We start from the raw sequence: 25,840 nt of genomic DNA, 5'->3' as shown, positions 1-25,840 counted from the left end.
TGACCCATGAACAACCGCCTCAAGGTGCTGCGGGCCGAGCGCGACTGGTCCCAGGCCCATCTCGCCGAACTGCTGGGCGTGTCGCGCCAGACCGTCAATGCGCTGGAGACCGGCCGCTACGACCCCTCCCTGCCGCTGGCCTTCAAGATCGCCCGCATCTTCGATCAACCGATCGAGTCCATTTTCTCGGAAGAGGAGAACAACGGATGACCGCTTCATCCCCCAAAAACGCTCGCCTGCCGCGTCGTCTGCTGGTCGGCTTCGGCTTCGGCGCGGTCATGGGGGCCGCCGGCTATGTCTTCGGCCGAACGGTCCTGCCCCAGCTGATCGGGCCGGACGCCCTGGACGGCCTGAACCTGCGATGGTCAGACGCCCTGGCGGCCTTGACTGGAATCGCCCTGATGATCGGCGCCGGTGCGGTCATGGTCATCAGTCTGGACCCGCGCCGCCTGGCCCGGATGTATCATCTGGAAGAGCCCGCCTCGTCTGAGGAGGTCGGCCAGGCCCGCTTCCAGGCGGCCGTCTTGGGCTTCTCCGGCTTCATCCTGCTGCTGCCCCTGGCCTTCTCTCTGGCGGGACTGGCCGGCGGCATGGCGATGGGCCTGATCATTCTGCTGTTCGCCGTTCATACGGTGCTGAACATCAGGATGTGGCGCGGCGTCGATGAACTGCTGCGCCGCACCACCCTGGAGGCCGCCACCGCGACCTTCTTCCTGGGACAGGGGCTGCTGTTCCTGTGGGCGGCAGCCGAGCGGCTCAGCCTGCTGCCGCCGCTCACCGCCTGGGACGTCTACGCCGTCCTGATGACCCTCTACCTGTTCGTCTCCGCCGTCGTGTCCGCCCGTCGCGGGCTCGCCTGAGGCGCTCGCTTTCTTCACCTCGCTTTCAACCAAAGGAAACAACCATGACCCTGTCGAAACGCCTGAAATCCTCCGTCTCCAATCTGGCTCAGGGCGCCGTCGGCGTCGCCGCCGGCCTGGCCCTGGTCTTCGCCATCGCCGGCGCCCCGGCCCAGGCCCTGGCCCAGCCCCAGACCCAGGCCGCCCCGGCTCCAGCCGCCGCCGCGGCGCCCGCCATTCAGGGCCAGGGCCCGGCCCTGTGGGTGGTCAAGGATGCGGACTCGACCCTGTATCTGTTCGGCACAGTCCATGTGCTGCGCCCGACCACCGGCTGGAACAGCCCACGCGTCCAGGCCGCCTTCGAAAGCGCCTCGGACATCTGGTTCGAAATCAGCAATCCCGACGACCAGGCGGCCGTCATCCCCCTGGTGCAGCAATACGGCATGTCGCCCCAGATCCCGCTGTCCAGCCGCCTGACGGCCGAGGAAGTGGCCCAGCTGGACGTCGCCGCCCAGACCATCGGTCTCACGGCCGCCCAGATGGAGCCGATGAAGCCCTGGCTGGTCGGTCTGACCCTGTCGGTCGCCCCCCTGCTGAAGGCCGGCTATGATCCCCAGTCCGGCGTCGAGCAGGCCCTGAAGGCGCGCGCCATCGCGGCGGGCAAGCCCGTGCATGGTCTGGAAACGATCGAGGAACAGATCGGCATGCTGGCCACCTTGCCTGACGACGTCCAGCTGGAGCTCCTGCGCGAGACGTTGAAGGACTATGATCAGGCGGTGGTCCGGCTCGATTCCATGGTCGAGGCCTGGGCCAAGGGCGACGTTAAAGCCCTGGACAAGATCGTCGTCGAGGAGATGAAGACCGACGCCCCGGAACTGTACAAGGTGCTGCTGGTCGACCGGAACACCGACTGGGCCGACCAGATCCAGACCCAGCTCCAGGGCTCCGGCACCGCCTTCATCGCTGTGGGCGCCGCCCACCTGACCGGCGACGACAGCGTCCAGTCGATCCTGAAATCGCGCGGCGTCGCCGTCGAAAGCGTCGAATAGTTGTCAAGGGCGGCGGCGCTCAGGCCTGATTGACGCCCCAGGCGAAGATCACCCACAGCGCCGCCGCCGCCACGCCCGCCAATATCGTGGCTGCAAGACAGCCGAAGCCGAGGCCGCCCAGGCCGCCGCCGTCGTTTCCTCGCCGCATTTCGCATCCTCCCCGACAAGACCTTGCCCCGCCGCCTTGAGCCGCGCCAGACCTCCGTCTAAGGAAGACGTCGCGCGGGCGTAGTTCAGAGGTAGAACGTCAGCTTCCCAAGCTGAATCCAGCCCAGATTTTTCAGAGTCTTATCTGTAAACTGTATAATATTCGGGCCAATGAGTGCGGTGCTCGCCTGATGGGGTGTAAACCAGATCACCGCTCATCGTGACAGCTGGCGAAGACTCGTGACAGAGTTAGTGAACCCGGGTCACTGCGCCTTGATGGCTGGCAACCAACACAAGTCGCCGCCAGGCCCGACGCTATGGCGTGTTTCGGGCCGAGCAACGTTCCAGTGACGACCAGAACGTCTCCGTCCCCTTCGTTTCTCACTCCCAAACCACGTGGCATCGCCAAGTGGCTCATTCGCACCGCTTCGTTGCGAACCGCATTGGAGAACAAAAAGCGATCGACTTTTTCTGTAGGTTCGATTACCCCTTGGAAAAAGCAGTCCCCTGGAGCGGAACGATGGCCCGTCCAATCGGCATAGACCTGTTCGCTGGCGTTGGCGGAATGAGCCTTGGTTTTGAACAGGCCGGTTTCGACGTTGCCGCTGCGGTGGAAATCGATCCCATCCACGCCGCCGCTCATGCGTTTAACTTCCCTGATACGACGGTTATTGCTCAGTCCGTTCAAGACCTGACGGGAGCCGATATTCGCCACCTCGCGGGCATTGGGGCGCGCAAGATCGACGTCGTCTTCGGAGGGGCACCCTGCCAAGGGTTTTCGATGATCGGGAAGAGGGCGCTAGACGACCCTCGAAACTCGTTGGTCCGCGATTTTGTGCGCATCGTCTCCGAACTGGATGCGTCATATTTCGTGTTCGAGAACGTGAAGGGCATCACCGTTGGGAAACATAAAGCGTTCCTAGAGGAGCTGATCGGCGAGTTCCAAGCTCATGGATATGACGTGTCCCTTCCATGGAAAGTCCTTAACGCCTCGGCCTTTGGTGTGCCCCAGCATCGCGAACGCCTGATCCTCATGGGTTCGAAGAAGGGCCTAACAGCCCCGGTCTATCCGACGTCGATAACGAGAGCGGCGGGTTCCAAATCGTCCGCGCTTCCTGAAGGCCCAAGCTGTTTCGACGCTCTCGACGACCTCCCGGACGCCGAACGCTTCGAACGCCTGACCCTCTCGGACTCAGTCGCGACCAATGCATGGGGAACGCCAAGCGGCTATGCCAAGGCCATGCGGGGGCTAACAAACGAGTCATGGGAGTTTGGCTATGTTCGATGCTGGGAGCCCAACGTGCTGACATCGAGCGCTCGGACTGAGCATACAGCGATCTCGCGACGCCGTTTCAAGGAGACGGCACCGGGAGATGTCGAGCCGATTTCGCGGTTCTTCCGGCTGCCGACATCGGGTGTCTCAAACACTCTGCGTGCTGGAACTGACGCGGCACGAGGGGCTTTCACCAGCCCCCGCCCCATCCATTACCGTCACAACCGATGCATCACCGTCAGGGAGATGGCTCGGCTGCACGGCTTCCCCGACTGGTTTCGTCTCCACCAAACCAAATGGCATGGCGCACGGCAGGTCGGAAATGCTGTGCCTCCCCCACTTGCGCGCGCTGTTGCGGCGGCAATCATTCAAGCCATCGGTGTAACCCCTTCTCGGCCCAAAGAAAGCGTGAAGCTGGGAGATCCGTCGCTGCTTGCCCTCAGCATGGAGGCTGCAGCCAAGCATTTTGGCAAGGATTTTCGGGTCGTCAGACGGGACAAGAAGAGCGGCGCGAAAAAGCGTAAGCAGTCAGACATCGAAGCCGAACGGCTCTTGCTTACTGGAAGCTGAACCTTCTCAGGCCGACTATCCGAATGTCGTCGATCTCGAGGTCCGGCGAGAACTCGACGATCCAGACCGTGTCCGCCTTATCACGCCATAGGCCAATGCTGCGAACCGTGACGCCGGGGACTTTCGCTTTCTCCGCACCGTAGGTGTTCAAGCTCCGGGCCTGGGACCATGACAACATGTCGGCTCCGCCCTTGCCCGATATGGGAACGATAGTGCCTCTATTTTTGTCCAGTCCAGCTTGGACCTCGTCGACCTCTATCTGTCCGAAGCTGACGCTGGTGCGGTGATGCCCCTGAATGGGCCATGCGGCGAAGCCAAGGAATGAGCTGATCAGCCCGGCGTTTCGAACTCGAGTAAACGTCGCCTGCTCATCGCTCCCAAGCATGCTGGCGATGAAGGGGGGCGTCTGGTCGGAGATCGCTTCGACAGGTGGCTCTGGATACTCCGGGTTTGGAAACGGCATCAGATTTCGACGCTTCGTGCGCTTGAGCTTGTATTTGCCCTTCCCGGTCGCCAGCCAAGTCACCGGCCAAAGCTGTTCGATTTCGGCTGGCATGTGCCGGCGCGCATCGAAGGTGTATTTCACGTCCGGAACGTTCTTGTGGACCTTCGGGATTACTCCGTCAGCAACCGCAGTCGTCATTGCCGAAACGACATCGTCCGTAAGGAAGTGCAACTCGTCGGGGAGGTTCGTTGCGTCGTAGTCCTTGGTGAGCGCTCTGAAGAGATAGACCGCCACCCGCTCATACTTGGTCAGCGCCATCAGCTCCGGAACGGTCGAATAGTCTAGCATTGGTGGCCTTTCCCCTGAGGCATCTTGGCTATCATCCGAGAGCCGGTTCCGCCAGCGGGACTTCCACCAGCCGTGGGGCAGCCCCTCTCACGGGAACCGATTGTCCGATCCGTCGCTATTTTCGGCTCTGCCAGATCGCCGCCCGACTCGCCTCAAGCTAGCAAGGCAAGATCCTGATCGCGAAGCGCAAGAAGTGAAGGGAAGCCGTCGTATCGGAGAGGTATACCAAAATGAGACGCCTCTCAGGGCTGCGACTGCCGCCTCTTTTGGGTTGCTTCCCGTTTTTGAGACAGTAGACTCTCCAAGGTTTAGACCTTCTGAGACGGAGAGCGTGCGTGGGTGAATGTATTGGATATGGCCGCGCCTCGACGGCCGACCAATCCGTAACGATCCAAGAAGAGCAGCTCAGGGCGGCGGGCTGCACGGAGATATTTTCGGAGAAGAGATCCGGCACCAGCAGGTCAGGTCGCGAGCAACTTGACCTAGCGCTCCGGTTCGTTCGCCGGGGCGACACCTTCATGGTCACCAGGCTCGATCGCCTTGCCCGTTCGATCTCCGATCTGAGCCGGATCATTGAGGAGCTTAACGCCAGGGGAGTTGGCTTCCGGTGCCTACAGCAAAGCTCTGTGGACACCACGACGCCGGAAGGGCGGCTGATGCTCCAAATCCTGGGCTCCATGGCGGAGTTCGAAACCGCCATTAGGAAGGAGCGGCAAATGGAGGGGATCGAAAAGGCGAAGGCCGAAGGGAGATACAAGGGGCGCCCGAAGACCATTGACGCCGATGAAGTGAAGAGGCTGGTCGCTTCAGGTCTCGGCGCCACGGCAGTTGCGAGGCAACTTGGTGTGGGGCGCGCATCCATCTATCGAGCAATCAGTGCATGAAGCTGGACATTTCACGCTCATTGGGCTAGTATTCCGTTTCAAGCTTTCGGGCTGACCTCACCCCGCGTTGCGGGTTTTTAGTCCAACTGCTCCCCCCCCAAAAACGAAATGACGAACATCGCTCCTCGGGCTCCGAGCGCGTTGACGCATCGCGGTATGACGCCAGCTATGGCTCAGGCCCATGCCAGCTTCTGGGAGGCGAAGGGCATCAGCCATGCGCTGACGATTTCCGCCGGCTCAAGCGCCGGAGGGCTCGACAGATCCGCCTTGTCTGAGGTGATGAAGCGCTTGATCAAGGAAGCATCGCACGAGCTCCGCTTGATGCCTCGCCGTCTTCTCCGCAACGCCGAGACCCCCGACCCGAACACCCTGTTCCTGGCGGGCTTCATCGAGAGCAAGATGAGAAGCGGCGAGCCCTTCATCCACTGGCATGGAGGTGTTGCACTTCGCGGGGCCGAGGAAATCGCCTTCCGGGATCTGCTGTGCAGGCGGATCGGTGAAGACGCCGATGCCCCGCTGGCTCCTCACGAGCCGACCAGAACAATCAAGCCGATCCTGCCAACCATCCGAACGCCACTGACCTTTCATCTGACCCGCCTAACCACAGCCTCTCGCTTCATCCGCTACGCCAACAAACAAGCCACCAGCTCCGACTTCGACATTCAAACGACAAGCGACTTCCTCAACCTCTGAAGGCGATCTCAAAAGCGTCTTGGCCCACTGATGCCGAGATGAAGACCTCCGATCCGATCCAAGTCATTGCATGCGATGATGGCAGGGGCGGGGGCGATGACCGGGCTGTGCCACGTGCGCGCTCTGTCGCTCAAAACCGACAAGCCAGACGAGGCTGCGTCGGTCCGCGTTCAAAAGCGGTTGAGCCTAAATCGGCATGTCACCTGCAAACCGCCATCCGAGCGGTGGTCCTGGAGAGGGAAGACGTTCCTCATCCAGTTCCAGTGCTGCCTGAAAGGGAAGATGACGATCGTCCCTTGAAGAAGAAGCCAGATCCGAGAGACCGAGATCACAGCTTCAGGCAACAAGGATGGCGGTAAGCACCCCTCAACCGGACATCTCCGGACAAGACGAAACCTCTCTCAGAGAGTGCGACTATGATTACCCCGACACCGTGCATCACCATGCCGGCCAACATCACCGCCCCCATCGCCTTCGAGGCAGCAGACTTCATCACCCAGCTGACCGACTGGCGCATTATCCAGACCAGCACCGATCCGCTGACATTCGACATCGAGTGGGATGACGTCTTTGCAGGAGCCTTCGAGTTCGACGGCAGCTGGCAAACTCGTGACTACGCGAACGCCCATATCGCTCAGTGGATCACGGACCTCATCCGGAACGATCTGAACAAGACGAGCATCCGGAAAATGAGTCTCCAGGTGCCCCAGGAGGGCCGTCTAGAGCCGTTCCTTGCTGGGCTGAAGGAAAGGGTCTGTATCGCTCTCAGCGACGCTCTCAGGGCGCATTACGACGTATCCCTCACGCAATGGGAACGCGACGCTCGGACATGCGCTGGACTGATCGCGGACCCCATCGATCAGGAACGCTTCCGGTCCTACGTGGGTCTTGATCAGGTCGTTTCTGAAGACGCTGCCCGGAAGGCGATCAAGTATGTCTTCCACCGCATGCACTGGCATCTGGATCGCGATGACCGGTTCGTCTCTCTGGAACCGGACTGGCGGTTCTCCCGTGCGCTTCCCCGTCGAAATGCTGCTGATGAAGCCGCCAGAGCACGAGCGCTGGTATGTCGCTGCGTCGAGGTGCTGGCGAACGAGGATCTCGATCTCAGGCTTTATCACCACGACGAGTCGCTCATGACCCGCGACACCCTCCGGGATGATCTGGAGAAGCGCTTCGCCAAGGACGGCGTATGGGGGTTGATCAACCTCGTCCTCTTTCGAGATCGGTTGATGTTCTCAATCGGATCGCCCCGTCTCGTCGAGCCGACTGCTTCCGCGATCATCGACCGTCAGAAGGAGCGCCTGTTCTTGCCGCATAGGATGCGGTGGGACGAAAAGTCATAGAGATGGGGCGCCTATAGGGACCCTGATGCCTTTACTGCCGACAGGTCGGGAACAGATCCCTTATACCCTGTCGGCACTGACCATTACATGACATCGCGATGTGCACCCTTTGTTGAGGCGTCTCGGTCGGTGGCAGGGCATGTTGGACTATCCATTGGGCCTGAACGTCCCCGTGGTCCTGGGGTATAAGGACGGCGACGTGAAACCGGGTTTTCGGGGTATGATGGGTTACGCCTCGGCATATCCCGCTCTCCCAATGACCTTAGCCTTATAGCGGTCGCGCGGCGCAGATGGGCTCCTGGCGATCAAACCGTTTCCAGACAACCGCTGTCCCGCTCCGGATCATGGCGCAGTTCACTTCCACTTCAGCGGGGGTCCAGCAGATCGCGGTGATCCGGTTGTAGCTTCGGCCTGTCTGCGAGCAGGTGATGGTCAATCCAATCACGAGCCGCTCGAGTTCCGCCTTAGCAGATGCCGCTGAAGCGGCGGGGCAGGGGTGACCCGGTGAGCATGTTTCGTCCGACTCGCGAGCGGCCACAGCATGCAGGCGAACGCGAGTGCCGTCGGCGCAACGCAGCGTATCGCCGTCGTTCACATAGGCAACGGCGCATGAAAATCGGTCTGTCGGCACGTCGCGACCATTGGCGATAACCGTGGCGTCCCCGCCCATTATCCGGAGCGCCCCAAGGAGCAGCAATGCACCGAGGGCGATGAAGCCGCCCTTCGAGATCAGGGCGCGTGGTCTGCGTGGACGATAGATCCTTGTTGAAGCCATCACTCAATGTCTCAGACGATAGTTAAGGCCAGCTAATCGGAGGGAAGGGTGGTCGCCCATCGCTTCACGGCACGAGCTTTGGCCTGACGCTGATTGGTTTCATGCCCTTCATCCCAGAATGCGGGGTTGAGCTTGATCGTCAAAATCTTGGTGTGGCGTGGAAGGGTCTCGCGTTCGATTTCAATGCTGGTCGGATACATGCCGCACCTTCCGCACCGGAGGCGAAGACGTTGAAGGGGCGCATCGGCAAGTCGCCCGCCGACCTTCCAGATGTTCATGCTCGAGACGCGCCGACAACCGTCGCAATGGATCATGACTGAGACCTCTCCATCCGCGACAATGTCGCGCGCAGAGACGTTCCAATCCTTCCATTCAGTCATCGCTCGAGCCTTCATGCTCAACAAGTGTTCTGCATTAGTTCTCATTTCAAGCTGAGCCTTGACCCGGTCCCCGGGAGTTTGCCATCTGTGGATATGTCAGCACCTCAAACCGACCGTGAGAAGCGCCTCGATGTCCGCATAGGTGCGCACGTGCGTTCCCGCCGGGAAGCCCTTGGAATGACCCAAGCGGGCTTAGCCTCTGCCATCGGCGTGACGTTTCAGCAGGTCCAAAAGTATGAGCGGGGAGTGAACCGGATCGCGGCGTCCAAACTCGTCCTGATCGCTGAAGCGCTCAAATGTGAACCCGCTGAACTGATAAACGAAGAAGCAGCGGAAATGCCGGGTTCGGGCCGTCTTGTCAGAGCGTGGAGCCACCTTGACGCCGGTCAACGTGAAGCAGTCACCCGCATGATTGAGGCGTTTGGGCGTTGAAGGGCCATGTGCAACAACTACGCTTCTCACATCCCTGCCAAACAGATCGCTGAAGCCTTCATCGAGACCGGATTTCCTCTCCGGTTTGACGGTGGTGGTGTCCCCAATCTGGAGCCTCGCGACGACATTCGCATAGGAGATGTCGCACCGATCGTCCTTTGGGATGAGGGTCCAACCTTGAGGCAGATGCAGTGGGCCTGGAAGTCCCCTCAGGGGCGACCGGTGTTCAACTTTCGCAGCGACGGGCGCAGTTTCGCGAACTCAACCCGGTGCCTGATCCCGGCGGACGGCTTCTATGAGTTCACGGACGCCGAGCCTGGTCAGAAGCGGAAGACGAAGTGGTCATTCACGATGATCGGGGAGGAATGGTTCTGGATCGCTGGCATCGTGAAGGACGGCGCATGGGCGATGCTGACGACGGAGCCTGGCCCGGACATCGCTCCCTTCCATGACCGCCAGATTGTGCTCTTGGGCCGCGCCGTCGGTATCGACTGGCTGACGCTGAACCGACCTGAGGGCGAACTCCTCAGAATGTCTCCCGCTCGGTCCTTGGATGTGGAGAAGGTCTTTCCATAAGCGGACGTCCGGATTGTCCGACATGGGTGGAAAGCAGACTTTAACGACCTAAGGCAGACCGGCCTGGGAGTTGGTAATCGCCCTATCGATGGCGTCCTGCATCTCTACTCGCAATGCTGGCCACTCGTTTTCGGATTTTACTTGCCCGTCACAGAGGGCCTGAAGATGTTGAGCCGAATAGACATAGCTTCGAGAGTTTCGCGCCGCCGCGCCAATCTCCTCTGGCCCCACAAATATTCCCAAATCTGACAAATAGCCACCGGCAGCCATTCGGGCCGCCGTCATGGCTGACGCAGTTGACTGAGAGACAGGGCCAGCGCAGCGGACAGCGTCATAACGGAAGCGCACCATAGCTAGAGCAAACAGGTCAGACGCTTTTTTCCGGTCATGTTGCGCCCATGCCGTAGAGGCGATGAACAGGCATAGTGGTTGTTCATCTTCACGACCGTTCCAAAGGTTCTCACGATCAGCACCAGATAATGATGCGCCCATATGCGTCGGGCACTGCCCAGTGGAGCGGGGCGAAACCTGCTCAGCGCTCGACGCTGAATGGCTTTTTTCCGATTCTTCGGGCTCCGAGCCGCATCCAAGAAGGCCGACGCTGACAAGGCAATGAAAGGCGGCTTGTAAAATCTTCGCTCTCGCCATGTCGCTCTCTGATCCCGCGGCTTGTCCATTCGTCAGCTCAAATATCGTCCAACTGCCAATGTCCGCAATGGGTCGGACCAAGACATCGACACCAGCGCGGAAAGGGGGCATTGGCCCCACAGCCCGAAAGCGGACGCGCCGAACTGCGGCTAGGGGGGCGGGGACATTGTCTCCATACGGCTCGAAATAAACCGCCTCGCCATCTTGGATATCGTTCTTCGCCTGTATCCCCACCTGGCGGTTTCGTCGTCAATGACATGGGTGCCCTTGGCACCGAGCGTCTGGACCCAGCGCCTCGATGATCGCCGACGCGGGCGTCGAAAGCCCGCATCGATCTGGTTAGGTATGAGGCTTCGCTGTCATCGTTTGGGGTTGGGGCATTTGAGCGTGACATCTCAGACAATGAGGCCGCAACGTCCTTCATGACGAAACCAGCGGCGCAATATCTGCGGATGTCCACTGATCACCAGCGCTACTCGTTGGTAAATCAAGCAGCGACCATCGCCGTGTGGGCCGGATCACGCGACTTCCATATTGTCAGGACCTACGAGGACGCCGGCAAGAGCGGCCTTTCCATTCGGGGACGCGACGGTCTCAAACAGCTTCTCGCCGACGTTCTGACAGGCCCGACGGACTACAAGGATATCCTTGTCCGCGATGTCAGCCGTTGGGGGCGGTTCCAAGATCCCGACCAGGCGGCGCACTACGAGTTCGTCTGCCGAGAGGCGGGGGTGCGCATCCACTACTGCGCCGAGCCCTTCGAGAATGACGGCTCGGTGACCTCTACGATCGTCAAGCATCTGAAACGCGTGATGGCTGGTGAATACAGCCGCGAACTATCTGGCCGGGTTAAGACCGCCCAACGTCGCGCATTTCTCGCCGGCAATGTGCGGGGAGGGGTTCCGGCCTATGGCACTCGCCGCCAAGCCTTCTCCGTAAGCGGGGAGCCAGGGGCGGTTCTTGCCCCTGGAGAGCGAAAGTCTTCGATCTTAGACACCGTCAGGCTGGTTCGTGGACCGAGTGACGAGGTCGCGGTTGTGCGCTCGATATTCCGCGACTTCACGAAGGGTAATCTGTCCGCCGCATCTATCGCCACCAGCTTGAACGGGCGAGGCGTGTCTGGTCCCCGGGGGCTCCCCTGGTCCGGGACGCGTGTCAGCTCCATCCTCAAAGACGAAACGTTCACCGGCTTCGTCGTCTACGACAAATCTGTCGCCGTCGCTCTCGGTGAACGCCTGCCTGCGCCGAGATCCGATTGGAAACGGCTGCGGGTGATGCCGTCTTTGGTCGCCCCTGCGCTCTTCGCCGCCGCTCAGGCTAGATTTGAGCGGTTTGGTCAGCGTCATCGCTCCGACGACCAGTTGCTCCAGGACTTGCGGCTCCTTTGGAAGTCAGAGGGCTTCCTGTCGGCACAAACGATTATTCGCTCGCCGCTCACGCAGTCGATCCAATCCTATGTCCGGCGTTTCGGTTCTCTCTCGGCGGTCTATGCCCGCGTCGGGTGGACGGCGTGTCGGCGTCCGGAAGGGCCGCGCCGGCTTGCTCGAATGTCGGACGACGATCTCATCGACCTGCTGCGAAACGCCCTGCAGCCGGAGGATCGGTTGACGGCCAAGTTGATCGACAAGCTCCCCGGTGTGCCTTCCTCAGCCTACTACAAGCGGCGGTTGGGCTCTCTGTCTGCAACCTATGCTCGGCTTGGTTGGAAGGGCTATCTTCGCCGGAGCTACGACGTGGTGCCCTGGCGCTCGACTTCGGACGACGGGCTCATTGCGATCCTGCGAAAGATCCATGCCGAAGCGGGATATCTATCGACTCCCGTGATCGATGCGCATCCGGCGGCCCCCCACTCGTCGTATTTCAAGAAGCGGTTCGGAAGCCTCGCCGCCGCCTATGCGCTAGCCGGCCATGCGGCGACCAGAAGTGAGATGTCCACCGCGATGTGGAAACGCCGGGAAAGGCGGCAATCCCTGTAACTCAATCTATTGCTTCATACTCCGAAAGCCAGCGTCGCCGCGCCTAGGCCCGATCCTGATCTCCGCACGACGTAGCCTAGCGGTATAGCCGTTCGGTGAGTTACGGTGGTGATCTGTCGAACGGGGGTGACGACTATGTCGAACGAACTTCAGGGTTTCCTCGCCCTATTGGCGATCTGCGCCCCGCTCATGGCCTACAGCCTTTACCTGAAGCTCCGGATAGACAAGCTGAACCGTCTAATCGCGGCGGAAGAAGAGAATGAGCGTCTGATCGCCGCGCAAAAAGAAAAACAGAAGGATCGGCTCGCCGCCGCGACGGCGGCAAGGGATCGTCGCCCAACGCGCGGACCGATGCGTCGAACTTAGACGTCGATGTGCGCCGGCAGACGATCGAGGAGCTGATCGAACAGGCCGCGCTCATCGACACCGATCGCCCTTGCTATGGCGATCATATCCAGGACGTTCATCTGCCGCTCTCCCACTTCGATTTTAGCGAGCCATCCGTGGTGCGCTTTCCCGAGGCGCTCCTCGACTTGGCGCTGCGTTAGTCCTGCCGCGTGGCGAGCTTCGACGATCACCTGGATCGCGGCCTTGTAGTCCGGTGATGAAACCCATTTCCGCATCCGCGCGCCTTCCAAGGGAGGAAGACCTGCGCTAGAGGCGCAGCGGTCTGGTTCGATTTCGGAACCAGGCCGGTTGAGACGACAGTGGATGCGTTCGATGGCGACGATGCTAAAATATCAGATGCGAGACATCGCACGTGTAAGCCGAGCACTGGGATCCGTTACTGCGGGCTCCGTCGCACTTCTCGCAGGATGCGCAAGTGCTCCGGCATTGGACCTCGCCTCTCAGCAAACGATGCTCGACGCAAAGCGAAGCGCCTCCGCTCGCGTCTATAGAGGTGCCCCGGACGATGTCCGCCTCGCCGCATCGCAGGTGCTGGCGGGTATTGATCGCAAGTTCCAGATAGCCCTGACCGAAACCGGTCTTTCCGCCGCCAGAGGTTGGAGCAGCTACATGGGCTTCTCCAATGTAGTCGGAACCGATTTGTGGGTGGTGCGGATCGAGCCCGTGAGCGGCGGGGCAGAGGTGTTCGTGAATGCCGTTACAAGGTCAGGCAATCGCGGTCCGCTTGAAATGGCGAGTCCCGACGCATCCGGTCTGTTGACGGACATTCCTCTCGCTTCCCAAGGCGGTCTGACCCCCGAAGAGATGGAGCTGTTCCATCGCCGTCTGGAAGCGCGTCTGTCGGGGAAGGGAGCGGGACCAACCTGTGAAGAGGCGTTCGGACGCGACAAGCAACGCTTTCCGCTCACCTGCAACCGAGGCGGCCTAACGGCCTACTTTTGACGCCCTCACATAGCTGATCGGAGACTGAATATGGACGCCACGAAACGTCGCGGTGCCTTGAGGACGGCGCATGGGAAATCGCCTACGCCGCTTTCCGAGTTCTTGGACAGCCGGTGGTCCTCTTTGGGGCTGACCAACGCTGAGGCAGCTGATCGTCTTGGCATGGGCGCGCCCAATATGATCAGTATGTGGAGAACGGGGCAGACGCCGGTCCCCCTCGCGAGAATACCGAGTTTGGCTGTCCTTCTGGGCGTCGATCCAACCGAAATCTACCGCCTCTGGCTCGCCCAACAGCGCGACCGAGACAAGGAAGTTCCCGCCGACTTCGTCGAGCTGATCCAGCGCCGGACGGTTTCAGCAAACGAAGCGAGAGTGGTCGATGCTCTTCGTCTCGCCACCAAGAACGCCAACCCTGATTTCAGTTCAGAGAGCATCGCGAACCTCGTCTCTACACTGCAGGGCTCGTGAAGATCGCCATTACAGCGAGCGACGAAGCCAGAACCTGAGCGACATTGACTTGATATGATCGTCCGACATCAAAAGCGGACGAACCTTATGTGTATCTACAACCTCATCACAATGGTCAGAGAGCAAGTCTCCGGCATCGAACCCATCATCTGCGCTGACCAGCAAGACGCTGTTGCCTATTCGTGCGGTGTCCTAACGGAGCGCACTAAGGCCCACGCCGAGATGTATGCAAATCTTGGCGTTCACTGGTTCGTGGAGGAAGGCGAACGCTCCCTTGCGGATGCGACTGTTTCGGCTGGTCGAAGGATCGGAACCTGGCGACTGGTCTTTTCCGGCGGCCAAATGAAGCTGGTGTGGGCAGACCACGCACCTGAAGGGCCGTCGCAGAAGTCCAGCCCAGAGGCGGCCTAGAATGTGGGAAATGCTTGTGATTTTCCCGCGTTGTGGTAAACTTCAATCATCAAGTCGGCGTGAAAGCGCCGCTTGTCCTCACCCCGTGCAATCGGGGCTTCAAGGCGGCGGCAGCGCCTTACTGACTGCCTAAGAGTAAGTTCCCCGTGAACCAGGAACCATCTTCCACGTCTTTCGGCGTGATCCCCAACGCGCGCTCCGCGCGGACCCAATCCATTCAGCCTCGGATGTTTACCGCCCAGCAGGCCGCGACTTATGTCGGCTACAAATCGACGGACATCCTTCGCCGTATTCCGGTCTCGCCGGTGTCTCTGTCTACTAGAGGGGATGCTGCGCCTCGCTGGGACCGAGTCGCACTTGATCGATGGTTAGATGCGCTTGGCAGCCTTGATGTCACTAGTTCGCAGACGACCTCCGATCTCGAAGCCGAGTTCGCTGCTTGGGAGGCTGGCAATGGGCATTAAGCGTGTGTCGCTTCCTCACATCCATCGCGTTGTCCGACGACTGTCGGATGGGCGTTGCCATATCCACGTCTATGCATACCGGGGGCGAGGCGCGCCCCGCCTAGCGACGTTTTCAGGACCGGACCTGCAAGCCGCGCGGCAAGCTGAGCTCGCCGGCGCTGACGAGTTGGTGAAGACCTATGCAGCTTCGCGTGTCGCGGGGCAAAGACCGACAAAGACGGTCCATGATCTGATCGTCCTCTATCGCAGCGATCCGGACGGTCTGCCTAAGCTCGCTTCCTCTACGCGGGCTCAATGGTCACCTTGGCTCGATAAGATTGACAACCAGTTTGGGAGCTTGGAGCTGCGCCTTCTCAAGGCAGCAGGCGCTCGAAACGCAATCAAGCGCTGGCGCAACTCCATGGCCGACACTCCACGGAAAGCGGACTACGCCATCCAAGTTCTGCGACGTGTCCTATCATTTGGCATGGAGGAGGGTTTGGTCGAAGCGAACCCTGCAGCGTCATTCAAGAAGCTTCACAACGTCAACCGGGCGGACCAGATCGTAACCGACGATGAACTCGAAGCCCTGCTGGCGACCGCTACTCCCAGAGCCCGTCACGTCATCGGCCTCGCAGCCGCGACTGGACTTCGACGAGGCGACCTAGTCGAGTTGCAGTGGGACCAAGTTCGCGAGGACCACCTAGTCGTGAAGACGAGCAAGAGCGGCGGGCGAGTGACGGCGATAGTGCCTCTGACTCCGGCTGCGAAAGCCATAATCGATGAACTGGCTGAAGAGCGGAAAGCGATCATCGCGAATGGATCGATCCCATCTGCGTTCGTCTTGACCACGGAGAAGGGAGGGAAGTGGCTTCCGCCTTCCGTGACACAAGCATTCATCAGGGCGGCCACAGCTGCTGGGGTAGTCAAGCGACTGCATGATCTCCGGGGCACTGCTGCGACCCGATTGCTCCTGGCAGGATGCACGACCTTTGAGGTGGCGACCATAATGGGTTGGGAAGAGAAGAGCGTCGAACGCATCCTTCAGCGCTATGTAGATCCCGGCGCGATCGCCAGGAAGGTGGGCGAACGCCTTGCTCAGAACGAAGCGACGGGATAGAGCGGAACGGCTGGCGAACATAGCTGTAAACCGTGCAGTAAACGGTGCCCTTGCGGTCCCTTTGGTGTGGTTTTAAGTTATTGTTATTGCTAGCAAACGCGGGCGTAGTTCAGAGGTAGAACGTCAGCTTCCCAAGCTGAATGTCGTGGGTTCGATTCCCATCGCCCGCTCCAATTTCAATACCTTGTCAGCGCTCGCCGATCGGCTCATCCGCGAGCGCGCCAGTGGTTTTGCGAAGAATTCCCCGCTTCGTCCGCCCTGAGGACGCAACGCGTTCCGATTCTGTTCGGCGGAGATGGGCGCGCTTCTGAGGAATCGCCTCTCGAGGCAGCCCGGGCGGTCGCTGAAGCAGGCGTCATCCAACCTTCATGCTTCGTCCCTATCGAAGGCGGCGCTCGGGTTCGGCTCGACGAGGACTAGCCTTCAGATCGGATCACACCGAGTGGCGTAGCATGATGGACAGCCTGCACCGCAGATATCATGCTGATCTGCTGAAGGCCTTGCGTCGGCGTTTCGGCGTCGATCACGACGGGCTGGAGGACGCGATCCAGACCGCCTTCCTGCGCTTCGGCGGCTTGCCGGACCGCCGCTCGGTCGGCAATCCTCGCGCCTTCCTTTTGGTCATGGCGCGAAACCTGGTCCTGAACCAGATGCGCCACGCGGCCGTGGCGCAACGCACGCTTGATCAGGAGGCGCAGGCGCCCCTGCTTCCGATCCTGGAAGAACGAACCCCCGAAAGTGTCCTTCTGGAGAGGGAAAGGCACAGGCGATTGAATCAGGCGATCCTTGACCTGCCCGAAGAGGAGCGCAGCCTGCTTGTTATGAGCCGGATTGAAGGCATGACCTACGATGAGATTTCGAAGCGGACCGGTCGGTCTCAGGCGGACATCAGCCGCCGGATTTCGCGCGCCCTCTCCACACTCAAGGCGCGCATGACCGCCGAACTGGACAGGAGCGTGCGTTGACCGCGCCCGTCTTCCCCGATGAGGCGCCTGATGAGGTGATGGACGCCGCCTTCGACTGGCTGTCGGAGTTGAACAGCGGCGCGCCTCTGCCGGCCGAACGGCGGCGGGCGCTGACGACGTGGCTGGAGGCTCAGCCGGCGCATGCCGACGCCTTCGCTGAAGCCCGCGGGCTTTGGGCGGATCTGGACTGGTCCGAGGCCCTGAACGCGGCCGTCTTGCCGGCGGAACCCGTGGCGACGCCGGATCGACGGCGGCTGCCCCGTCGCGAGACCCGTTCAGGGCGCTGGAAACGCTGGGGCGCGCCGGCGGCCGTCGCCGCGGCCATGCTCGGCGCCGTCATGATCGGACCTGATCTGCATCGCCAGGTCATGGCGGCGCTTTGGGTCAGAACCGTGGAAACCGCGACAGGCCCGGCGGAAATCCGCCGCATCGTCCTCTCCGACGGCAGCCGCGTGACCCTGGGTGGTCGATCGACCCTGCGCGTCCGAATGGAAGACGACAGGCGCAAGGTCGAACTTCTGGAAGGCGACGCCTTCTTCGACGTCGCGGCGGCGCCCCAGCGTCCGTTCACGGTCGCGGCCGGTGATCTGACCGTCACCGTCATCGGCACGGCCTTTGAGGTGAATCGCGGCAGCCGGGGCGCCCATGTCGCGGTGTCCCGAGGACGGGTCAGGGCCGCGTCGGCCGAAAGCGTCGCCATCCTGACGCCGGGAGAGGCCGCCACCGTGCGCCCCGACGGATCGCTCGCCGTCCAGACCTTCGACCCGGCGAGCGCGGGGCGCTGGCGCGACCAGCGCGCGGCCTTCCGCGACGCGCCCCTGGGGCAGGTGGTGGAAAGCCTGAACCGCTATCATCCGGCTGGCGTGGTCCTGGAGGATCCCAGTCTGGCCGACCTGCCGGTCACAGTGGCCTTCCGCTTCGATCAGATGGAGATCGCCCTGACCGCCCTGGCGCAAGGCAAGGGTCTGAGCGTGAGACGAGACGCCGCCGGACGCATGGTCATCGGCCGCAAGCGGGGGGCGTAAGGCGAAGTTTTTGTGAAATCTTGCGCCGGCCTGAAACGCCGGTCTTCGTCCGCTGTCCTGTGTAGGTGAGGCGCGCCCAAAGGGAAGCGCCCGCCCCGCGTTCCAACGCGGGATTTCACACGGGGGACTTCATGAAATCTCATTGTTCGAGCCTGAAGGGCTTGTTCCTGGCTTCGACCGCCGCCGTGCTTGCGGCGGGTCTGGCGACGACGCCCGCTGCGGCGCAGGCGGCGTCGGGCGCGTCCGCACAGGGTCGCGCCATCACCATTCCGGCCCAGCCGCTCGGCGCGGCCGTCCAGGCGCTGTCGGAACAGACCGACGCCGTGGTCATCGCCGCCGGCGTGCGGCTGAACGGCCGCCGTAGCGCCGCCGTCTCCGGCGCCGGCACCGTCGAACAGGCCTTGACCACCTTGCTGCGCGGCACCGGACTGGGCTGGCGGCGCGATGTGAACGGGGCCTATGTGATCGCGCCGGCCGCCGACGAGCCGGTGCGGCGGCGTCAGACGACCGCGCCCGCCGCACTGTCGGCGCCGCAACAGGCGCGCCCCGACGTCGCGGCGCTGGAGGACATCGTCGTCACCGCGCGGCGGATGGAAGAGCGGATCATCGACGTGCCGGTGGCGGTCTCGGCCTTCTCGGCCGAACAGCTGGACGAGCGCAAGATCGAGGGCGGGGCCGAACTGCTGCGCGTGGTGCCCAACGTCAACTTCTCCAAGGACAATTTCACCGGCTATAATTTCTCCATCCGCGGCATCGGGGCCAAGGTGCTGGCCACCACCGCCGATCCGGGCGTGGCCGTGTCGTTCAACAACACCGCCCTGCTCAGAAACCGCCTGTTCGAGCAGGAGTATTTCGACGTCCAGCGGCTCGAGGTGCTGCGCGGGCCGCAGGGCACCCTGTACGGCCGCAACGCCACCGCCGGGGTCGTGAATCTGCTCCCCAACCTGCCCGAACTGGAGCAGTTCTCGATGGACGCCCAGTGGGAGGTCGGCAACCACGACAGCCGTCGCGCCAGGGGCATGATCAACATTCCGGTGGGCGACACCCTGGCGGTCCGCGGCGCCTTCGCCGTGACCCAGCGAGACGGCTTCGACTACAACACCGTCACCGACCAAAACGTCAACGGCCGCGACCTGTGGTCGACGCGCGTGGGCGTGCTGTGGGAACCGACCGAGAACTTCCGCGCCAACTTCCTGTGGGAGCGGTTCCGCGAGGATGATGACCGCGCCCGCACCGGCAAGATGCTGTGCACGCGTGGGGAAACGCCGGAGAGCCTGGCCTGGACGGCTCCGGACGGCACGGCCCAAACCACGCCGATCTTCTCCTACTGGAGCAGCACGACTCTGACTGCCGGCTGCACGCCGTCATCGCTTTATGATGACAAGGCTTTTGGCGTGCCGGACGGTCGCGGCTTCCCGCTGACCGCCGCCATCATCAACTTCACCGGCGTGTTCGTGAACCCGGTCTGGACCGGCGGCGGCCGCCCGCCGAGGGGATATACCAGCTCTGCATCCAACGGTTGGGACGGGACCTATCTGTTGCCGCTGTATGTCGACCCGTTCGGCGTCGAGGGCAATCGTCAGTCACCTGACCTGCGCACCATCTCGACGGGATACGATCCGAAGTTCCAGGCCGAGAACGACATCTTCCAGCTCAATCTGGAATGGGACCTGACGCCGGGCCTGACCCTGCATTCCCAGACGCTGTACATGGAGGATTCCTACTCTGGCTTCCAGGACTTTTTCCGCACCTACGCCACGGGCCAGATGTACCGGTATGAGACCCCGGGCCTGGTTCATGGCCTGCCCCGGACGGTCGCCCCGACCTGGGCGCCGTGGATCGGCGAATCCTCGGCCGAGGTGGGGACGGTCTACTCCATGGCCTGGACCGGTCAGGGTATCTGCGGGCCGCTGCCCGACTGCGGGATCCCCTCCGGCGGCGTCTTCCTGGATCCGCAACTGGGCGCCACCGACCGTTTCATGGCCCTGGACCTGAGCCAGGCCGAAAGCACCCAATGGTCGCAGGAATTCCGCTTGCAGTCCGACTGGGATGGGCCGTTCAACTTCAACCTCGGCGCCAACTGGTTGAGGTACAAGACGGAAGAGAACTACTGGGTCTTCTCGAACGTCTTTTCCATGATGGCGGTCCAGCAGAACGGCGGCAGCCCCGTCACATCGGGCAATTTCGACCGGTACTGCAATCTTACGCCCCAGGGCCAGGCGGGCGTCGACGCAGGGACGCTGGATCCTCATACCTGCGCCTATATCGACAACACGCCCCTGAACGACATCATCAACGGTCAGGGCGGAGACGGCCACAACTACATCCGCAGCACCAGCATCAGCCAGACCGAGTCCTGGGCCGTGTTCGGCGAGGGCTACTGGAGCGTGCGTGACGACCTGCGGCTGACCCTGGGCCTGCGCTTCACCGACGACACCAAGACCATCACCCCCGTGCCGACGCAGTTGCTGGCGTCGACGCCCCACGTCTACAAACCCGATGCCACCGGCCTAGTTGGGCGTGGCTATCCCCGCTATCCGGATGAGGAGATGCACTGGGGCGAATGGACCGGTCGGGCGGCCATCGACTGGAAGCCGGACCTGTCGTTCACCAACGATACCCTGATCTATGCCTCCTTCTCGCGGGGCTACAAGGGCGGCGGCGGCAATCCGCGCGACAGGGACTACAATCCCAATCTGGTCAATGTGCCCAGCCTGCCGTCCCGATACGATCCCGAGTTCGTCAATGCCTATGAGATCGGCACGAAGAACAGCCTCGCGGGCGGCAGGCTGGTGTTCAACGCCACCGGCTTCTTCTACGACTACCGGGACTATCAGGTCGCCCAGCTGATCGAGCGGGCGATCCACAACGAGAATTTCGACGCCCACATCTGGGGCGCGGAGTTCGAGACCGCCTGGGCGCCGACCCGGAACTTTCGCCTCGACGCCACCGTGGGACTGCTGAGAACGCGCATCGGCGACGGCGAGGAATCCGTCGATGTCATGAACCGCACCCAGGGCAATCCCGACTGGGTGGTCATCAAACCCTGGCCGGGCAGCCCTTCGACCTGCATCGTCCCGGCGGACGTCGTCGGTCGCCTCATCAACCGGAATGATGAGGTCGGTACGACGTTCCCGAACCTGCTGGGGAGTCTTTCTCTCCGGACGCTCTGCCCGGACCGCCAGTTGATCAATAGCTGGGCGCCCGGGTCGGGATCGCAGTTCAACTACGCCGACGGCTGGACCGATGCATGGCAGGCTCTGGAGCCGCTGTCCTACAATCCGTTCGACGCCCCTAACGGCGGGCGGGGCTTCTCGGCCGACCTGTCGGGCAATGAACTGCCCAACGCCCCACGCTGGACCTTCAACATCGGCGCCCAGTACCGGATCGAGCTGCCGGCCGGCTGGGACCTGATGCTGCGAGGCGACTACTACCGCCAGGCGGACAGCTGGATGAGGGTCTATAATCTGCGGCCGTACGACCGGCTGGAGGGTTGGGGAAACGCCAACCTGTCGATGACCCTGACCAACCGGACCTCCGACCTGGTGGTCCAGGCCTATGTGAAGAACGTCCTTGACGACACCCCCATCACCGACGGCTTCACCGGGCCCGACGACCTGGGCAACGCCACCAACGTCTTCACCCTCGACCCGCGGATCATAGGAGTATCGGTCAAGAAATCGTTCTGAGGAAAAGTTTCACTGTGAATTGATTTTGGCGCCGGACTTCTCAGCAGTCCGGCGCCTCGTCGTGTCCAATTTTATGTATTGAATGTAGTCTATTCGATTTCATCAAGATGAAGCCTGATTGTCGCAATCTAAATCTAAGGTTGATTTGTCGCCAAACGGCGATGGAGCTCCAAATGGAAAGTGCGTTTTCTATCAACCCTAGAAAAGGACTTCGACCATGACTCATCTGTACAAGGCGGCTGCGGCCGCCGTCGCCTCGCTGGCCCTGATGGCCGGCGCCTCGGCCGCTTCGGCCCAGACCCTGGGTTTCAACCAGGCCGGTCAGGCCGTCACCGCCAGCGGCCAACTGATCCAGAACGTCTCTTATCCGGGCGTCATCCAAACGACCTGCAACGTCAGCATCTACGGTACGGTGGCCGCAGACGGCAAAAGCATCGTCTTTGACGACTACGATGGCGTTCAGGCCCCCGGCGACGGCGGCAATCTCGCCTGCGGCGATTCGCTGGAATTCCCGATCAAGGTGACGGCCTCGGCCGCCAACCAGATCAACCTGGATCAGTTCAAAGTTGGTACCCGTGGCGGTCCGTGCAACGCCACGAACTATAAGATGGCCTATGCCGGCAACACCGCCACCTTCGACGGTGCGTATTTCGGCAGCCCCGCCATCTGCCGCGCCTCCGGCAGCCTGACCCTGACCCGTGACTCCAACGGCGCCGCGGTCAACATCGTCACCCTGCCCTAAAAGGCTGACGTCCGACTTGAAGCAAGGCGCGCGTCCCTCGTCGCGCCTTGCTTCTCCCTCTCCAACTGATGAGGCTTGGCCCTGACGGCGTCCGATTCGGACAACGCACGGGAAACCCGGGCGGCGCAGAAGAGGACCTCGACGTGGCTGGTCTGGCGTTCGTTCTCCTGACCTTTTCGACCGCCGGGCTTGCGCCGCAGTCGGCGGCCCCGGACGCGATCCCGCCCGTCGTGCTGGACGATGTCGAGGTTCTGGCCCAGCGAGGACGCGCCCTGGTCGCCCCCGAGCGGGAGCTGGACGGGGCCCAGATCGACGCCCTGGGCGCCTATGACATCGGCGAGGCGATCCGGCGTCTCAGCGAAGACTACGCCTTGGGCGAGGCGCCGATGATCGTCGTCAACGGCCGGCGCATGGCCGACCCCGGCGTCTTCTCCGGCTTTCCGCCCGACGCCCTGGTGCGGATCGAGGTGCTGCCGCCCGAGGCGGCGGGCCTGTACGGCGCGGGCGATCCCGCGCGTCGGGTGGTCAACATCGTGCTGCAGCGCCGTTTCGCCAGCCGCGACGGCCGGGCCGAACTGAGCCGCCCCACCGCCGGCGGGACGTCGCGCGCCGCGCTGGACCTGCGGCGGTCCTCCATCATCGAAACCCGCACGAGCCAGTTTGGCCTGAAGGCGGACCGGACGACGGCCCTGCGCGCGGGCGAGCGCGACCTGACGCGGGATCCGGCGCCGGGGGGCGATGCGGCCACCCTGCGGCCGGCCTCCGAAAACTACGCCGCCGACCTGGTCCAGACCGGGGCGTTCGGCGACTGGTCCGCCAGTCTGAGAGCCAACGCGCGGGCTCAGGAGAGCCGGACCGTCTCGGTGCGCGACGGGGAGCCGGCCGAGAGCCGGCGAAGCCATCAGGGCCTCAGCCTGACGGGCGGGCTGAACGGCGCACTGGCGGGCTGGTCGACCCAGGTCATGCTGAGCAGCCTGTGGTCGCGGGGCGAGCAGTCCGGCCTTTCGCCGTCCCAGTCCGAACAGCAGTCGATCTCGGCCAACCTGGAGTTGGGCCGTCCCCTGCTCGACCTGCCTGCCGGCCCGGTGAGCGTCAACCTGTCGGGGCAGGCGTCGCGCGCCCGCTCGGTCGTCGAACGTCCGCAGGGGGACCAAACCTCGACCGGGCGAACGCTCGGCCTGAACGGCGGGGTGTCGATGCCCCTGGCGCGGCGATCGGCCGACGGGGACGACGGCCTGTGGGGCGATCTGCTGATGACCCTGGGCGCCGACCTGAGCGAGAGCGATTCCGGCCGGGGCGAGGGGCTGAACGCCGCCCTGTCGTGGACGCCGCTGTCTGCCTTGAGGTTCAACGCCAGCCTTTCCAGCGCCCGGCGCACCGTCCCCGACCTCCAGCGCTTCGAGCCCGAGTATTATGGCGAACCCGTCGTGGTGTTCGATTTCGTCAGAGGGGAGTCGGTCGAGGTGCTGCCGATCCTGGGCGGCGATCCCGGCCTTCGCCCGCCCCGCTCCGACCACCTGATGCTGTCGGCGGCGGCGGGCCCCTTCACCGCCCTGGCGCTGCAGGGCGGCGTGAATTTCGAACGGGCGGAGGCGGTGGACGACATCGGCGCCCTGCCGGCGCCGACGCCCCAGCTGGAGGCGGCCTTTCCGGAGCGGTTCCAGCGGGACGCCTCGGGCCGGCTGGTCAGCATCGACCAGCGGCCCCTCAACATCCGCTCGGCGCTGAGCGAAAGCCTGAGCAGCAGTCTGACGGCCAACGTGCCGCTGGGGGGCGAGGGCGCAAGGCGGGGCGTGCTGCGCGTGACGCTGAACCACAGCTGGCGATTGACGAACCGGACGACGATCCATGAGGCCTTGCCGGAGCTGGATCGGCTGGCCGGCGACGGGGGGGGCGTGTCGCGTCAGTCTCTGGGCCTGTCGATCGATGCGCGGCGAGAGCGATGGGGCGTCAACATCGGCGCCCGCTGGCGGGACGGATATCGCTTCAGGCGGGATTTCGGACGCGACGGCCCGGACGATCTGCGCATTGCGCCGTTCAGCGCCGTCAATCTCAAGCTGACACGCAAGTTCGAGCGCGCCATCGCCGGTCGGGATGAGGAGACGCGGCGCGGCGTCGGTCTTCAAGTGGAGCTGGAAATCGCCAACCTGTTCGACGCCCGCCCCAAGGCGCGCCTGGGCGACGGACGCCCTGCGCCAGGCTATGGACGGGATGATCAGGATCCGCTGGGACGCACGGTTCAACTGAGCCTGAAGCGCCGATTTTGAGGCGGGTGGTCGATGTCGCCCGATATCAGGCTGAATGTCGGGGTTCGATCCCCCCAACCCGCTTCAGGCGCCCGCCCGCGTCTTGAGGATCAGCGCCGAGGCGCCGAACGCAGCCTGGCCGAACGGCCAGCGCCGCCGCGTTCCGCACTGAAACGGCACAGGTAGCGGCGGAACAGTTCGCCCTGTTGGTAGGCGGTCTCTTTCGTGGTCGTGTCGCCGGTCACGGCCGCTTCGCCGTCATCGCCCAGCAAGCGCCAGTTCCACAGGCCGGGGCGGACCTCGGCCAGATGCAGGGCGAAATCGGTGTGTTGCGCGGCCATGCCTGATCCGTCCCAAAGCGAGAAGCTGGTCCGGCGTGACGCAATTTGGCGGCCACCCGTGGATCAGCTCAGGTCGGGGGCGGGGCGGCCGCCCGGTTCAGCGCGGGGCGCGCTTGGCCAGGATGCGTTGCAGGGTGCGGCGGTGCATGCCCAGGCGACGCGCGGTCTCCGAGACATTGTGGTCGCACAGTTCATAGACGCGCTGGATATGTTCCCAGCGCACCCGGTCGGCGCTCATCGGATTGTCCGGCGGCTCGGGCGCCTCGTCGGCCGTGGCCAGCAGGGCCTTGACTACGTCGTCGGCGTCGGCGGGCTTGGACAGATAGTCGACGGCCCCGGCCTTGACCGCCGCCACGGCCGTGGCGATGGCGCCGTAGCCGGTCAGCATGACGATGCGGGCGTCCGCGCGCCGGTCGCGCACCGCCTCGACGACCTTCAGGCCGTTGCCGTCCTCCAGCCGCATGTCCAGCACGGCGAAGGCCGGGGCCTTGTCGCGCAGCAACCGGGTGGCCTCGGCGACGGACTCGGCGGTCGTCACCTCGAAGCCGCGCGCCTCCAGCGCCCGCCCCATTCGGGTGCGCAGGGCCTGGTCGTCGTCCAGCAGCAGCAGGGACTTGTCGGGCAGGGCGGCGATACGGGCGTCTATCTCGGGCATGGGT

The 25,840-nt window shown here is 62.9% G+C and carries 27 protein-coding genes and 1 tRNA gene; 21 read left to right on the top strand and 7 right to left on the bottom strand.

Annotated elements, in window-relative coordinates:
* Positions 1 to 6 precede the first annotated feature (6 nt).
* Genes ER13_RS05870 through ER13_RS05860 form a run of 3 tightly spaced genes read left to right on the top strand, consistent with a single transcriptional unit; the run spans position 7 to position 1,888 of the window.
* Positions 7 to 210, top strand: coding sequence for a helix-turn-helix transcriptional regulator (locus ER13_RS05870; protein ID WP_008259774.1), 204 nt, complete (start codon positions 7 to 9; stop codon positions 208 to 210).
* Positions 207 to 860, top strand: a complete 654-nt coding sequence (locus ER13_RS05865; protein WP_008262384.1) for a hypothetical protein — start codon at positions 207 to 209, stop codon at positions 858 to 860. Before ER13_RS05870 ends, ER13_RS05865 begins: the two co-directional genes overlap by 4 nt.
* Before the next feature lie 44 nt (positions 861 to 904).
* Positions 905 to 1,888 (top strand): TraB/GumN family protein, encoded by a 984-nt coding sequence (locus ER13_RS05860; protein ID WP_008261038.1) that lies wholly within the window; start codon positions 905 to 907, stop codon positions 1,886 to 1,888.
* Between the two features lie 19 nt (positions 1,889 to 1,907).
* Here ER13_RS05860 and ER13_RS19175 read toward each other — a convergent pair whose 3' ends face one another.
* Positions 1,908 to 2,036 carry a hypothetical protein gene (locus tag ER13_RS19175; protein WP_008259175.1) on the bottom strand — a complete coding sequence of 43 codons (129 nt, stop codon included), beginning with the start codon at positions 2,034 to 2,036 and terminating at the stop codon, positions 1,908 to 1,910.
* 519 nt (positions 2,037 to 2,555) lie between these two features.
* Here ER13_RS19175 and ER13_RS05855 point away from each other — a divergent pair.
* On the top strand, positions 2,556 to 3,878 hold the full coding sequence (locus tag ER13_RS05855; RefSeq protein WP_035307508.1) for a DNA cytosine methyltransferase: 1,323 nt from the start codon (positions 2,556 to 2,558) through the stop codon (positions 3,876 to 3,878).
* Here the strand turns inward: ER13_RS05855 and ER13_RS17690 are convergent.
* Positions 3,865 to 4,641: a hypothetical protein gene (locus tag ER13_RS17690; protein WP_155988114.1), complete on the bottom strand. Its 777-nt coding sequence runs from the start codon at positions 4,639 to 4,641 to the stop codon at positions 3,865 to 3,867. The genes ER13_RS05855 and ER13_RS17690 overlap by 14 nt on opposite strands.
* Before the next feature lie 365 nt (positions 4,642 to 5,006).
* Between ER13_RS17690 and ER13_RS05845 the strand changes: the two genes are divergently transcribed.
* The 3 genes from ER13_RS05845 to ER13_RS05830 all read left to right on the top strand — a co-directional run bounded on the left by ER13_RS05845 (position 5,007) and on the right by ER13_RS05830 (position 7,594).
* Entirely contained in the window at positions 5,007 to 5,555 is a 549-nt protein-coding gene (locus ER13_RS05845) for a recombinase family protein (protein ID WP_155988112.1), read from the top strand.
* A 168-nt stretch (positions 5,556 to 5,723) separates the two neighbouring features.
* A complete protein-coding gene (locus ER13_RS05840; protein ID WP_035307507.1) occupies positions 5,724 to 6,248 on the top strand; it encodes a hypothetical protein in 525 nt (174 codons plus the stop codon).
* Positions 6,249 to 6,664: 416 nt separating this feature from the next.
* A complete protein-coding gene (locus ER13_RS05830; RefSeq protein WP_035307503.1) occupies positions 6,665 to 7,594 on the top strand; it encodes a hypothetical protein in 930 nt (309 codons plus the stop codon).
* Between the two features lie 807 nt (positions 7,595 to 8,401).
* On the opposite strand, the gene ER13_RS18355 is transcribed toward ER13_RS05830, so the two are convergent.
* On the bottom strand, positions 8,402 to 8,749 hold the full coding sequence (locus tag ER13_RS18355) for a hypothetical protein (protein WP_155988110.1): 348 nt from the start codon (positions 8,747 to 8,749) through the stop codon (positions 8,402 to 8,404).
* 93 nt (positions 8,750 to 8,842) lie between these two features.
* On the opposite strand from ER13_RS18355, the gene ER13_RS05825 reads away from it, so the two are divergent.
* Both ER13_RS05825 and ER13_RS05820 read left to right on the top strand, forming a co-directional pair.
* Positions 8,843 to 9,181 carry a helix-turn-helix domain-containing protein gene (locus ER13_RS05825; protein ID WP_035307501.1) on the top strand — a complete coding sequence of 113 codons (339 nt, stop codon included), beginning with the start codon at positions 8,843 to 8,845 and terminating at the stop codon, positions 9,179 to 9,181.
* 6 nt (positions 9,182 to 9,187) lie between these two features.
* Positions 9,188 to 9,757 (top strand): SOS response-associated peptidase family protein, encoded by a 570-nt coding sequence (locus tag ER13_RS05820; protein WP_035307500.1) that lies wholly within the window; start codon positions 9,188 to 9,190, stop codon positions 9,755 to 9,757.
* Positions 9,758 to 9,805: 48 nt separating this feature from the next.
* Here ER13_RS05820 and ER13_RS18350 read toward each other — a convergent pair whose 3' ends face one another.
* Positions 9,806 to 10,405: a hypothetical protein gene (locus tag ER13_RS18350; RefSeq protein WP_155988108.1), complete on the bottom strand. Its 600-nt coding sequence runs from the start codon at positions 10,403 to 10,405 to the stop codon at positions 9,806 to 9,808.
* 422 nt (positions 10,406 to 10,827) lie between these two features.
* Here ER13_RS18350 and ER13_RS05815 point away from each other — a divergent pair, with 422 nt between their 5' ends.
* Both ER13_RS05815 and ER13_RS05810 read left to right on the top strand, forming a co-directional pair.
* Positions 10,828 to 12,381, top strand: coding sequence for a recombinase family protein (locus ER13_RS05815; RefSeq protein ID WP_081836140.1), 1,554 nt, complete (start codon positions 10,828 to 10,830; stop codon positions 12,379 to 12,381).
* A 135-nt stretch (positions 12,382 to 12,516) separates the two neighbouring features.
* Positions 12,517 to 12,747 carry a hypothetical protein gene (locus ER13_RS05810; protein ID WP_035307498.1) on the top strand — a complete coding sequence of 77 codons (231 nt, stop codon included), beginning with the start codon at positions 12,517 to 12,519 and terminating at the stop codon, positions 12,745 to 12,747.
* Here the strand turns inward: ER13_RS05810 and ER13_RS05805 are convergent.
* Positions 12,744 to 13,004, bottom strand: a complete 261-nt coding sequence (locus tag ER13_RS05805) for a helix-turn-helix transcriptional regulator (RefSeq protein ID WP_052004902.1) — start codon at positions 13,002 to 13,004, stop codon at positions 12,744 to 12,746. The two genes, ER13_RS05810 and ER13_RS05805, sit on opposite strands and share 4 nt — an antisense overlap.
* Positions 13,005 to 13,215: 211 nt before the next feature.
* On the opposite strand from ER13_RS05805, the gene ER13_RS05800 reads away from it, so the two are divergent.
* From ER13_RS05800 to ER13_RS05755, 10 genes are all read left to right on the top strand, one after another.
* The gene (locus ER13_RS05800) at positions 13,216 to 13,731 is read left to right on the top strand and encodes a hypothetical protein (protein ID WP_035307496.1); all 516 of its coding nucleotides are present in this window, start codon (positions 13,216 to 13,218) and stop codon (positions 13,729 to 13,731) included.
* A 30-nt stretch (positions 13,732 to 13,761) separates the two neighbouring features.
* The gene (locus ER13_RS17685) at positions 13,762 to 14,199 is read left to right on the top strand and encodes a helix-turn-helix transcriptional regulator (protein ID WP_052004900.1); all 438 of its coding nucleotides are present in this window, start codon (positions 13,762 to 13,764) and stop codon (positions 14,197 to 14,199) included.
* An 87-nt stretch (positions 14,200 to 14,286) separates the two neighbouring features.
* Positions 14,287 to 14,610, top strand: a complete 324-nt coding sequence (locus tag ER13_RS05790; RefSeq protein ID WP_035307493.1) for a hypothetical protein — start codon at positions 14,287 to 14,289, stop codon at positions 14,608 to 14,610.
* 864 nt (positions 14,611 to 15,474) lie between these two features.
* The gene (locus ER13_RS18630; protein WP_035307491.1) at positions 15,475 to 16,173 is read left to right on the top strand and encodes a site-specific integrase; all 699 of its coding nucleotides are present in this window, start codon (positions 15,475 to 15,477) and stop codon (positions 16,171 to 16,173) included.
* Between the two features lie 98 nt (positions 16,174 to 16,271).
* Positions 16,272 to 16,346 (top strand) — tRNA-Gly (locus ER13_RS05780).
* A 279-nt stretch (positions 16,347 to 16,625) separates the two neighbouring features.
* Positions 16,626 to 17,138, top strand: a complete 513-nt coding sequence (locus ER13_RS17680; protein ID WP_052004898.1) for an RNA polymerase sigma factor — start codon at positions 16,626 to 16,628, stop codon at positions 17,136 to 17,138.
* Complete coding sequence (locus tag ER13_RS05770; protein ID WP_035307490.1) at positions 17,135 to 18,163, top strand: FecR domain-containing protein; 1,029 nt, start codon at positions 17,135 to 17,137, stop codon at positions 18,161 to 18,163. The genes ER13_RS17680 and ER13_RS05770 overlap by 4 nt, the downstream gene beginning before the upstream one ends.
* A gap of 131 nt (positions 18,164 to 18,294) precedes the next feature.
* Positions 18,295 to 21,852 (top strand): TonB-dependent receptor, encoded by a 3,558-nt coding sequence (locus tag ER13_RS05765; RefSeq protein WP_155988107.1) that lies wholly within the window; start codon positions 18,295 to 18,297, stop codon positions 21,850 to 21,852.
* A 217-nt stretch (positions 21,853 to 22,069) separates the two neighbouring features.
* The gene (locus ER13_RS05760) at positions 22,070 to 22,594 is read left to right on the top strand and encodes a hypothetical protein (RefSeq protein ID WP_008262642.1); all 525 of its coding nucleotides are present in this window, start codon (positions 22,070 to 22,072) and stop codon (positions 22,592 to 22,594) included.
* A gap of 143 nt (positions 22,595 to 22,737) precedes the next feature.
* A complete protein-coding gene (locus ER13_RS05755; RefSeq protein WP_052004895.1) occupies positions 22,738 to 24,861 on the top strand; it encodes a hypothetical protein in 2,124 nt (707 codons plus the stop codon).
* A gap of 89 nt (positions 24,862 to 24,950) precedes the next feature.
* Here the strand turns inward: ER13_RS05755 and ER13_RS05750 are convergent, their stop codons facing one another.
* On the bottom strand, positions 24,951 to 25,181 hold the full coding sequence (locus ER13_RS05750; RefSeq protein ID WP_035307488.1) for a hypothetical protein: 231 nt from the start codon (positions 25,179 to 25,181) through the stop codon (positions 24,951 to 24,953).
* 97 nt (positions 25,182 to 25,278) lie between these two features.
* Positions 25,279 to 25,836 carry an ActR/PrrA/RegA family redox response regulator transcription factor gene (locus ER13_RS05745; protein ID WP_035307519.1) on the bottom strand — a complete coding sequence of 186 codons (558 nt, stop codon included), beginning with the start codon at positions 25,834 to 25,836 and terminating at the stop codon, positions 25,279 to 25,281.
* Positions 25,837 to 25,840: the final 4 nt, after the last annotated feature.

The sequence above is a fragment of the Brevundimonas sp. EAKA genome, assembly GCF_000698025.1.
In the GTDB taxonomy this organism is placed as follows: Bacteria; Pseudomonadota; Alphaproteobacteria; order Caulobacterales; family Caulobacteraceae; genus Brevundimonas; species Brevundimonas mediterranea_A.
The sequence above is the reverse complement of the archived record's forward strand: the minus strand, read 5'-3'. Positions and strand labels throughout refer to the sequence as shown.